This window comes from Peptoniphilus sp. HMSC062D09, assembly GCF_001811425.1.
GTDB lineage: Bacteria > Bacillota > Clostridia > Tissierellales > Peptoniphilaceae > Peptoniphilus_A.
This window is the reverse complement of the sequence record NZ_KV804713.1, coordinates 1-10,544: the sequence shown is the minus strand read 5'-3', so window position 1 is coordinate 10,544 and position 10,544 is coordinate 1. Positions and strand designations below refer to the sequence as shown.

The window sequence follows — 10,544 nt, the reverse complement described above, 5'->3', positions numbered from 1 at the left end:
CTCATCCATAAATTTTGGGTGAGATTTTTTCTATAATCTTAGCAAGAGCTTTTTAAATTTGTAGTTAAGACATCATTAATGGATAAGATTTTAAATGCTAGAAAAGTATTTATGAAAAAATTACAGAAAAAATTTTCTATTTAAATAGATATGGAAAAAGATTGTCTAGTTTATTTTTTTATATAAAGTAGCTAATTTATTGTTGCAATTTAAAATGCAAAGGCTGTAAACAAGTTGAGAATTGTGACTATTATTATTGTAATGGAAATAAAAAAATGATATAATAAATAAAAATAAAAAGGACTTGACAAGTTATGATAATGGATTCAATAATTAAGACAGACAGACAGACAGACAGACAGGATAATTCTGCCTTTTTTTATATGGTTTTTAAATTGACAAAAGCAATTACCTTGCATAGGTATGTACTTTTGTCAATTTTTTTTTATAAATTTAAACATGTAAGGAGGAAAATATTATGAAAAAATTTACAAAAAAAATCACAAGTTTTTTGCTGGCTACTTTAATGATGCTAGCAATATTAACAGAAGGAATTACTGTTAATGCAAGTGCTTTTAACGAAATCAACAGCAATAATCTTACGGAAGATGAATTAAAAGCAAGCAATGATAATTCTGAATCCAATGCTGATAGCTTAGATAGAAATATCAAGGAAGCTACGACATTAGATGAAAATTTGGAAACAACTATTAAATTAGAATTTCCAGGCAAGCAAGAGGTTTTACCAGCCGATGTTGTTTTTGTACTTGATAAATCAGGAGCTTCAGCGGAACAGGAAATTTTTGAGCAAGCAAAGGGATTTTTGAAGACCCTAAAAGACGAAACACAAGAAAAGGGTTTGAATGTAAAGGTTGGTGTAGTTTCTTTTTCATATATAGGAAACATAAAACAAGATTTAACAGATATTACTTCTGATTATGATGGAATAATAAATGCAATGGGATCTTCTCCTGGCTTTGGCACTAATATGCATGCAGGACTTTTAGCTGCAAAAGATATGCTAGATAAGGATAATGATGTACTATCAGAAAATAAGTATGTTATTCTTATTAGTGATGGGGCAACTTATCTTTACTGTAAGGATGGAAATTACAAAGAAGCCTATACTAGATCCTTTGGAGACCCGAAAAAGCAAACAAATCCTAGCACTGGAACAAACTATCTTTATGGAGCTGATAGACAAGGTGGAATTTGGGAATATCAAAGTCGAGAATATAATCTAAAAAATGATTGGAAGAAATTTTCTGATGGCAGTAACTTTATTTTCTCTCAAGCTATGCAGAATTGGCAAAAATTAGGCGAATATTTAGATTATTATAGGGGACAAGAAAATGATAATTCAAAAAACTGGCAACAATATGACTATAAATATACAATTTTCTCACGAAGAAAAGGTGGCGGACTTAATAATATAATAACTCCAATTGATTTAAATGCACCATCAAACATTGACGTTGCCTTTATGAGAACAGATGATACTTTTCAAGAAATGGTGAATGCTGGTTACAAAATGAATGTATATTTTAAAAATGCAGCTGATTTTGATGGTAGTGAATTTTTAAAATATTTATCAAGGCAGTCTAACAATGGAGAACTCAACACTGATTTTGCTAACATAAAAAAGGGAATCTTAGATAAAATCACAAAAGGCTCCTATCTTACAGATTATATAGGCGAAGATTTTGATTTTGTAAATGACATTAATAAAATTAGCCTTGAAGTTGCAAAGGAAAATCTTAAACCTGAAAAAATTGATGAAACAAAATATGGCTTTGGAAAATTAGATGACGGAACTTATCGTTATGTTTTAACTTATACAAAAGGTGAAAATGAAAATCTTAAGTTAGAAATAAATGAAACTTTGTATCCAAAAAAGCCAGCTGTTCTTAAGTATAATGAAAAACTCGTTAAGGTACCAGAAACAAGTGGTAATTATTCTTTTGACACTAATAAATCAGCTAAATTGACACCTATTGATGGAAATGGAATTCAGGGAACAGACATCGAATTTCCAAGTCCAAAAGTTACTCTTAATAAAGAAGCTCAAAATGTAAAAGTTACTTTCAAAGATTCTGACAAAACTCATGCAGTTGTTACTGTGGAAAAAGGCAAAACAATCGACAATGATTCATTAACTAATGAGTCAATGCCAATAGATCCAATTAAAGATGGATATATATTTAAAGAGTGGAATACAAAAGAAGATGGCACTGGTACAAGCTTTACTGGTAGTACTATTGTAAACCAAGATACTGTAGTTTATGCTATTTGGATAAAACAACCAGATGCTATAAAGACATGGCATAAATCTGAAAAACCAGAAACAATAAAAGTAATAGCAGGAAAAGAAGAAATTAATTTATTAGACCACTATGCTTATATGAAGGGTTATCCTGATGAGACTTTTGGCCCAGATAAACAAATGACAAGAGCAGAAGTAACAATGATGTTTGCTAGATTGTTAAAAGATAGGCCTGAAAAAAATAAAATATACAGCATTGTATTTAATGATGTCAAGGAGAATGACTGGTATGCCTATGCAGTAACATTTATGAATGAGAAAAATTTTGTTAAAGGATATCCTGATGGAAGTTTCAAAGCAGATCAACCGATAACAAGAGCAGAATTTGCTCAAATGGCGGCAAGCTTTGATAATTTAGACGGGCAAGGAAATAATAGTTTTTCTGATGTAAGTGAAAATCACTGGGCAAGTAAAGTAATAGGACAGGCTGCAAATAAAGGCTGGATAAGTGGTTATCCAGATGGTACATTTAAGCCTGATAAATATATTACAAGAGCAGAGGTAGTAAGTGCTACAAATATAATTTTAAATAGGTACGCTGATCTAGATTTTATAAAGTCACACAAATCAGAATTAGCACCAATGAAAGATGTTGAAGAAAATTATTGGGCATATGGACCAATTGTAGAAGCTATGAATGGCCATGACTATGAAAGACTTACAAGTGGAAAGAATGAAAGGTGGATAAGGTTGAATGAAAAGAGATTTACTTTTCCAGTTCCTCCTATAGGTGAAGAAAAATAAATAAAAATAAAAAATCTCATCCATAAATTTTGGGTGAGATTTTTTATTCTTAGCAAGAGGTTTTTATTATATTGATTTAGCTGCATCACAAAAAATAAAAAAAGCTCTGAAAATTTTTCAGAACTTATAGGAACTTGTCTTTTAAATTGTCCCAATAGGAATTATTTGAGAAGACGAGTTTTTTTATGGTCTTGTTTGATAGCCTAATGTTTACCCTGTGAAGGTTGTTGAAAAAATATTCGGAGCCGTCAACTAATAAAAGATTTGAATCCTTGTAGCGCTTTTCAACAACAAGAGAAATTGTGTGAGCTCCAGGAACGATTACTGATGAGCCCAGGGAGCGGTAGACAGCAGAGTTCACTGGAGAAATTGGCGTCATCTGTAGGACATGTAGGCTTGGGTAGACTATGGCGCCGCCAGATGAAAAGTTGTAGGCAGTGGAGCCTGATGGTGTTGCAACTAAGATGCCGTCTCCTGAAAATTTTTCTACATGGTTTCTGTCGATGAAGACATTCATGTGTATGGTCTTTGAATGGGCTGCCTTTAAGACAACTTCGTTTACTGAATAAAATTTATAGACCTTATTTTTTGTGTAGATGTCCGATCTTATTAGCTTTATATCATCTACAATGTAGTTGCCGCTGTTGTAGTCCTTTACAAATTTTTCGATTTCGTCAGGCTTTATCTCTTGATAAAAGCCAAGGTGACCTGTATTTATTCCTACGAAGGGCATTTCTGGAAAGTCGTTTTTGTGAATAGCCTTTATAAAGGAACCGTCGCCGCCAATGCAAATGGAAAGCTCGGCATTTTTTTTGAAGCCGTTAAAGGGCTCGTAGCCATATCTTGTTAAAACTTTATGCAATTCTGTGGCAGTTTTTTTTGATTCGAAATTTGCATTTGTAAGTATATTTATAATTTTTGACAAGCTTAAACCCCCCTTGATTTTTTTCTCTAATATTTATATTATAAACGAATAAAGTCTCCTTGACTAGAGGTGTAAAATGTATAGATTAAATTCAAAAGACTTTTTAAATTTCAGAGCTAGTGAAAAAATGAAGGTCAACGACTACTTGAAAGAGCGTGGAGTCTCCTCTCGCCTGATAAGAAAGTCTATAAAAGATGGAAATATTTACTTAAATGGAAAGTTAATAAGAAAAAATAAAAAGTTAAAGATAAATGACATAATTTCTCTAAAATTTGAAGACGAAGAACCCAATGGCAAGGTTCAAAAAAGACCTCTTGACATCTTATATGAAGATGATGACCTCCTTGTAATAAATAAGGAGCCACTAATGGTGACTCACACAGCAAAGGACGACAGCCAAGGCACTCTTTTAAATTATATCTTGGGATATTTTGAGGAAAATAATATTAAGAGAAAGGTTAGGTTTATTAATAGACTTGACAGAGACACATCGGGCATAGTCCTTGCTTGCAAAAATCCCTTTGCTCAAGATAAAATTTCTAGTGAATTTAGAGACAAGGTTGAGAAAAAATATTTGGCAATTTGCCAGGGAATCTTTGAGGATAAGGAAGGAATCATTGATGCACCCATAGCCACAAGTGAAGATGGAATTAGGCGAGAGGTAAATTATGTAATTGGCAAAAAGTCCATCACCTCTTATAAGGTCCTTAGTGAATATGACAATATGAGTCTAGTGATGCTGACTCTTCACACTGGAAGGACTCACCAAATTAGAGTCCACCTAAGTCACCTTGGTCACCCCATTATTGGCGATAGTCTTTACGGAGAAAAATCTGATTTCATAAGTAGGCAAGCCCTCCACTCTTATTCCATAAAATTAAAGCTTCCAAGGAAGGATGAGGAAATAGAAATTCTTGCAAATCTTCCTGAAGATTTTCACTTTTTTCCCACGCTTTATTGAAAAAGTGATTTCATTGAGTTATAATTTAATTAGGTAAATTCTGCGATGTACGAAATAATCCTATTTAATTCAACCGACAAATAGAACACGGGAAACTGTGTATAAGTGAGATATGACAAGCCGCCTTTGAGCGGAAGTCAGAAGACGCTATCAAGTTTTTAACCCACCATGAAAATGGGCGGGGTGAATTAATTAGGTAACGGCATTGCGGTTTTTACTATTATTAGACATATAAATTAATTGATTATTTTTATATAAATAAGGGTAATAAATTAAGGAATCGAAAAGAACATTGAGAAAAAAGGAGAGTTATTATGGGACTATTTGATTATTTAGAAGAAAAACGAAACGAAGCAGCTAGAAGAAGAAGACTTAAAGAAATTTCTAAGATTTCTACAGGTATTGCACTTGGAGCTATTGGTGGAATTTTATTTGCACCACAAGAAGGTAAAAAGACTCGTGAAGACATTGCAAACAAGTCAAAGGAAGCTGCTAATCAAGCACTAAACGCAGCTAACGATGCTAAAGATACTATTCAATTTAAGGCATACCAAGCTGGCGAACAAGCTAAGAAAACTTACAATGATTTGAGAGACAAGGCCGCTATTAAAAAATATGAATTTGATGAAGATGTTGAAGTAGCTAAGGCAAAGGCTAAAGCAATTGGCGAAGTTGTTAAGGCTGGTGCTGAAGACATCAAAAAAGATGTAAAAAATACTACTGAAGAAGTTAAAGATACAGCAGAAGAAGTTAAGGGCGACTTAAAGGAAGGCGCAAAAGACATCAAGAGAGAAGCAAAAAAATCTTCTGAAAATGTAAAGGAAACTCTTGAAGAAACAAAAGACAAGGCAGAAAAGGAAGCTAGAAAATAAGATAGGAGGCATAAAATGTTAGATCAAGCATTTACAATTGGTGGCCTACTAAGTTTCTTATTATATGTAGCTGGTATAGCTGCACTTGTTGCACTATTTTTAGTGCTTTTAAATGTAATGAAAATCTTGAAGAATGTCAATGAAATTGTTGAAAGAAACCAAGGCGAGATTGATCACACTATAAAGACTGTTCCTTCAATAATGGACAATGCAAAGGACATTTCTACAAATGTAAATTCAATTTCAACTGATGCGACAAAGCTCGTAAATGATGTAAAACCAGAAATTGAAAAGGTTGTTGCCACAGTTGGTTCAGTTTCAGACACTGTTAATGGAATTACAAGAAAGGTCGATGATACTTCTTTAAGGGTATCAAGCACAGTTATGAATGTTTCAGATGTTATTTCTGATACTGCAAAAACTATTTCACTTAGTTCAAATAACGCCATCGACTATTTTTATATTTTAAGAGAAGTTGCAAAGACAGTTAAAGAAGTCTTTTTAAAATGATCTAGGGGACGGAGTTATTGCTTCGTCTTCTTTTATTTACATAATTAAGTCTTGACCAAGAGGAAACTTTGAGATTTAATTTACATAGTACGGGGAGTAGAATGAAGAGAGTTAAGATAATTGCAAACCCAAATTCGGGTAGAGGTGCAGCTCTTGGCAAAATTTTAGAATTAATTGAGCTTATGAGCCATGATAAATATGAAATTGAATTATTATTTACCCATGAGGAAGGCGACGGCAAAAATTTCGCTGCAAATTATACTGGAGAAGATTTTATAATATGTTCTGGTGGCGATGGTACAGTAAATGAAGTTGTAAATGGAATATATCTTTCAAAGAGAGATACTCCACTTGCAATTCTTCAAAGTGGAACTGTAAACGACTTTGCCAATGCTCAGGGACTACCAACTTCGCCCTTTAAGTTTTATCAAATGATAAAAAATTACCATATAAAGACCATTGACCTTGGTCTTGCTGGTGATAGGGCCTTTATAAATGTAGCTGCTGGCGGAATGCTAACTGAAATTGCCTACACTGTCTCTGCTGAAAAAAAGGCAAGTCTTGGTAATATGGCATACTATCTTGAAGGCGCCAGGGAACTTTTGGGAAAGAGAATTTTTAAATATCAAAAGTCAATTAATTTAAAGGTAAAAAGCGATGAGATTGACGAAAGCGTAGACTCACTTTTATTTTTAATAACCAACTCAACTTCAGTTGGTGGTTTTAAAAAAATGTCGCCCTTTGCCGATGTATCTGATGGTTATTTAGATGTTTTGATTTTTAAGAGCATAAAAATATCTGATGCGCCTGAACTCTTTGCCTCACTAATGGGAGGCAAGCACATAGATCACAACAAGGTAATTTACCTAAAGACAAAAAATATAAGTATTGAATCTGATGAAGAAGTGACAATAGATGTTGACGGAGAAAAGACTTCTACACTTCCTATGAATTTTAAAGTGTTGGAAAATAGGTTGAAAATAATAGTACCATAAGGAGGAAAGTATGGCATCTACAATTAAAGATGTAGCAAAAATGGCGGATGTGTCCATTTCTACAGTATCAAGGGTAATAAATGACTCAAAGCCCGTTAGCCCAGAGGCTCGAAGAAGAGTTTTGCACGCCATAGATGTTTTGGACTACAAGCCAAATGAAGTGGCTAGAAGTTTAGTTACAAAAAAATCTAATTTAATAGGTGTAATTGTAGAAGACATTGGGTCTAACTTTATTTCACAAATCCTAAGAGGAGTGGAAGAAGTGGGAAGAATGTATAAATACGACATACTTTTGTCAAGCTCCTATGGCGACCAAGAATCTGAAATGAAGTTTGCAAACTTGTTGGCACAAAAACAAGTGGAAGGAATAATTGTAATTTCAAACTTGCACAATCCTAAACTTGAATACAAGTTGGAAGAAAGCAAAATTCCTTATGTCATCATAAGCAATTTCTACGACATAGAAAAATTCTCTGCCACAATTGATTATGAAAAGGCATCCTATGACATGGTAAATCTTTTAATTGCCAAGGGACACAAAAATATTGCCTCTCTAGGAATTAGAAAGGACTATGACAGAACCTTTGAAAAGAAAAAAATCGAAGGCTACAACAGAGCCATGGAAGAACATGGTCTAAAGAAGATAAATCTATTTGTTGAAGGTCTTGATGCAGGGGATGTAGAAAATGAAGGAGAAGAAATAATAAAGACACTTAAAAAAGAAAAAATTACAGCCTTCTTTACATCCTATGACACAATTGCAATTCACCTAATGAACTTACTTTTAGACAACAACTACAAGACACCACAAGATATTTCTGTAACGGGCTTTGGCGGCTCTTACATTTCAGATATTTATAGGCCAAAGCTTACTACTGTTAAGATTCCTTATTATGACATTGGAGCAGTTTCCATTAGAAAGATTTTAAAGAAAATTGCCAAGGAAGATAGCGACTTTTCAGAAAATGTAGTGCTTCCATCAGAAATACTTGAAAGAGAAAGTGTAAAAAGTTTAAATGACTAGAATTGCCATTGAAACTAATTGTGAAATTATAAAGAGAGGACTTCAGAATATATTAAAGGATTATGAAGTCCTTGATTTTTATGAATTGACAAGTGAAGACTTTGATCTCTTGATCTTTGAAGACAAAAACTTAGGAAACAGAAGAGAAGAAAAAATAAGGATAGTTGAAGATAGGGACCTTCCCCTTAACATTGATTACTCTCTTTTAAGTCTTAAGTCATCAGAAGAAGAAATACTTGAAGCAGTGGATAAGACCTTAAGAGGGCATGTATATATAGAAGAAAGCTTAAAGGAAGCTAAGAGAAATAGGAACAAAAAATTCGACAAGATAAAGACACTTACAAGAAGAGAAAAGTACTTATTAGAAGAAATAATCGCAGGCAAAACCAATAAGGACATCTCGAAGGAAATTTACATCAGCGAGAAGACCATAAAAAATAACCTAACAGTGCTTTACAAAAAATTAGAAGTAAGTGGAAGAAGAGAAGTCATAAAAAACTACAGTGAAATTTAATAATTTTATCCAATATGTTAGTGAACCTAACATATTTTTAAATTTAGAATAGAGGAATAAATGGAAAAATATTTTTTCTTGTACTTAATGTACTTTTTTATCTATGCCTTTATAGGCTGGGTTGTTGAAGTGAGCTTTCACGCAGTAACAGTTGGAAAGTTTATAAATAGAGGATTTTTGTCAGGACCCTATTGCCCCATTTATGGCTTTGGCGCCATATCAGTAATATATTTTCTCACAGATATAGCCGAGAAAAACAAATTTGTCTTATTTTTAGGCTCAATTGTCATTGCAACAGCAATAGAATTTGTAGCAGGATTTCTTTTGGAGAAAATATTCCATGAAAGATGGTGGGATTATTCAGACAAAAAACTGAATGTTGGCGGCTATATATGTATTGAATTTTCGGTAATATGGGGCTTATTTTGCTTTTTATTATATGAAGCAGTTCACCCTCTTATAAGCGACTTAGTAAAACTCATACCAATTGCAGTCCTAAAAGATATGGATATAGGTCTAGCAATAATAATGGCTATTGACATGATAGCAACAGTTAATACTCTTATAGGCCTTAATAAAGAATTTAAGGCAATAGATAGAGTAAGCAAAGATATAAGGAAAGTATCAGATAAAATAGGTATAAAAGTCTACGACAGAACTATTCAAATAGAAAACAAACAGGAAGAATTAAAGAAGAAACCAGAATTTATAGAATTGGAGAATAGAATCAAAGAATTAAAAGAAAGAAAAGAAGGTCTAGAAGAGAAGAGAATATTAAAAGCCTTTCCTAATTTGACAAAAAACCTGGAAGATGCACAAGCTGAAATAGCAGAAATAAAAAAATTAATAAGAGATAACGAACACTTATAAATAATTAAAGAGGAGCATCTATGAAAAAATACGCTAGCAAAGAAGAACTGAAAGAAGAAATTATAAAATCCTATAAAAAGTATATCGAAGAATTTAATGATATTGATGAAAATTTGAAAGACAAAAGAATTGAAGAAGTAGATAGAACTCCGGCAGAAAATCTTTCCTATCAAGTAGGATGGACAAGCCTTTTGTTAAAGTGGGAAGAAAATGAAAAAGCAGGCATTGAAGTAAAAACACCATCTGAAAAATTCAAATGGAATGAGTTGGGAAAATTATATGAATGGTTCAATGAAAGCTATTCAAATTTGTCATTAAAAGAATTAAAAAGTATATTAGATGAAAATATAAATAAAATCCTAAAACTTATAGATGATATGACAGAAGAAGAGTTATTTAATCCACACATGAGAAGGTGGGCTGATGATGCAACAAAAACAGCAGTCTGGGAAGTCTATAAATTTATACATGTAAATACAGTGGCACCCTTTAAAACATTTAGAACAAAAATTAGAAAGTGGAAGAAACTATCAGAAATTTAAAATAAGAAAAGATCACAATAAAGCTATAAGTAGAAAGGACAGGGTGTAAAACTACAATTACAAGATAAAAAATCATATATAAAAAAACTATTGACAGTAAAAAAATAAAATAGTAATATATAAAAGTTGTCGAAAAAAAGACAGCTGTTATTTTTTAGAAAAAAAATTAAAAAAACAGTTGACAAAATAATTTCTTGATGATAACATAAAGAAGTTGTCAATTAAGACAGCAAAGCTTTTGTAAAGGTCGAGTAAAAAACAATT

Annotated in this window: 10 protein-coding genes and 1 other RNA gene; 10 read left to right on the top strand and 1 reads right to left on the bottom strand. The window is 32.5% G+C overall.

Translation table 11 applies throughout. The features are described from left to right. Nucleotides 1-478 precede the first annotated feature (478 nt). Nucleotides 479-3,067, top strand: a complete 2,589-nt coding sequence (locus tag HMPREF2801_RS05405; protein WP_070611070.1) for an S-layer homology domain-containing protein — start codon at nt 479-481, stop codon at nt 3,065-3,067. 124 nt (nt 3,068-3,191) lie between these two features. Here HMPREF2801_RS05405 and HMPREF2801_RS05400 read toward each other — a convergent pair whose 3' ends face one another. Continuing rightward, complete coding sequence (locus HMPREF2801_RS05400) at nt 3,192-3,992, bottom strand: NAD(+)/NADH kinase (protein WP_070611068.1); 801 nt, start codon at nt 3,990-3,992, stop codon at nt 3,192-3,194. A gap of 76 nt (nt 3,993-4,068) precedes the next feature. On the opposite strand from HMPREF2801_RS05400, the gene HMPREF2801_RS05395 reads away from it, so the two are divergent. From HMPREF2801_RS05395 to HMPREF2801_RS05355, 9 genes are all read left to right on the top strand, one after another. Further along, nucleotides 4,069-4,953, top strand: coding sequence for an RluA family pseudouridine synthase (locus HMPREF2801_RS05395; protein ID WP_070611066.1), 885 nt, complete (start codon nt 4,069-4,071; stop codon nt 4,951-4,953). Nucleotides 4,954-4,987: 34 nt separating this feature from the next. Then, a non-coding RNA gene (gene ssrS, locus HMPREF2801_RS05390) (6S RNA) lies at nt 4,988-5,171 on the top strand. A 96-nt stretch (nt 5,172-5,267) separates the two neighbouring features. Next, nucleotides 5,268-5,825, top strand: a complete 558-nt coding sequence (locus tag HMPREF2801_RS05385) for a YtxH domain-containing protein (RefSeq protein WP_070611064.1) — start codon at nt 5,268-5,270, stop codon at nt 5,823-5,825. Nucleotides 5,826-5,840: 15 nt separating this feature from the next. Beyond that, nucleotides 5,841-6,335 carry a hypothetical protein gene (locus tag HMPREF2801_RS05380; protein WP_070611062.1) on the top strand — a complete coding sequence of 165 codons (495 nt, stop codon included), beginning with the start codon at nt 5,841-5,843 and terminating at the stop codon, nt 6,333-6,335. A 101-nt stretch (nt 6,336-6,436) separates the two neighbouring features. Continuing rightward, complete coding sequence (locus HMPREF2801_RS05375; protein ID WP_070611061.1) at nt 6,437-7,330, top strand: diacylglycerol/lipid kinase family protein; 894 nt, start codon at nt 6,437-6,439, stop codon at nt 7,328-7,330. A 10-nt stretch (nt 7,331-7,340) separates the two neighbouring features. Continuing rightward, the gene (locus HMPREF2801_RS05370; protein ID WP_070611059.1) at nt 7,341-8,354 is read left to right on the top strand and encodes a LacI family DNA-binding transcriptional regulator; all 1,014 of its coding nucleotides are present in this window, start codon (nt 7,341-7,343) and stop codon (nt 8,352-8,354) included. After that, on the top strand, nt 8,347-8,868 hold the full coding sequence (locus tag HMPREF2801_RS05365; RefSeq protein WP_070611057.1) for a LuxR C-terminal-related transcriptional regulator: 522 nt from the start codon (nt 8,347-8,349) through the stop codon (nt 8,866-8,868). The genes HMPREF2801_RS05370 and HMPREF2801_RS05365 overlap by 8 nt, the downstream gene beginning before the upstream one ends. Nucleotides 8,869-8,928: 60 nt before the next feature. Further along, on the top strand, nt 8,929-9,738 hold the full coding sequence (locus tag HMPREF2801_RS05360; RefSeq protein ID WP_070611055.1) for a putative ABC transporter permease: 810 nt from the start codon (nt 8,929-8,931) through the stop codon (nt 9,736-9,738). Nucleotides 9,739-9,758: 20 nt separating this feature from the next. Beyond that, nucleotides 9,759-10,280: a ClbS/DfsB family four-helix bundle protein gene (locus tag HMPREF2801_RS05355; RefSeq protein ID WP_070611053.1), complete on the top strand. Its 522-nt coding sequence runs from the start codon at nt 9,759-9,761 to the stop codon at nt 10,278-10,280. Nucleotides 10,281-10,544: the final 264 nt, after the last annotated feature.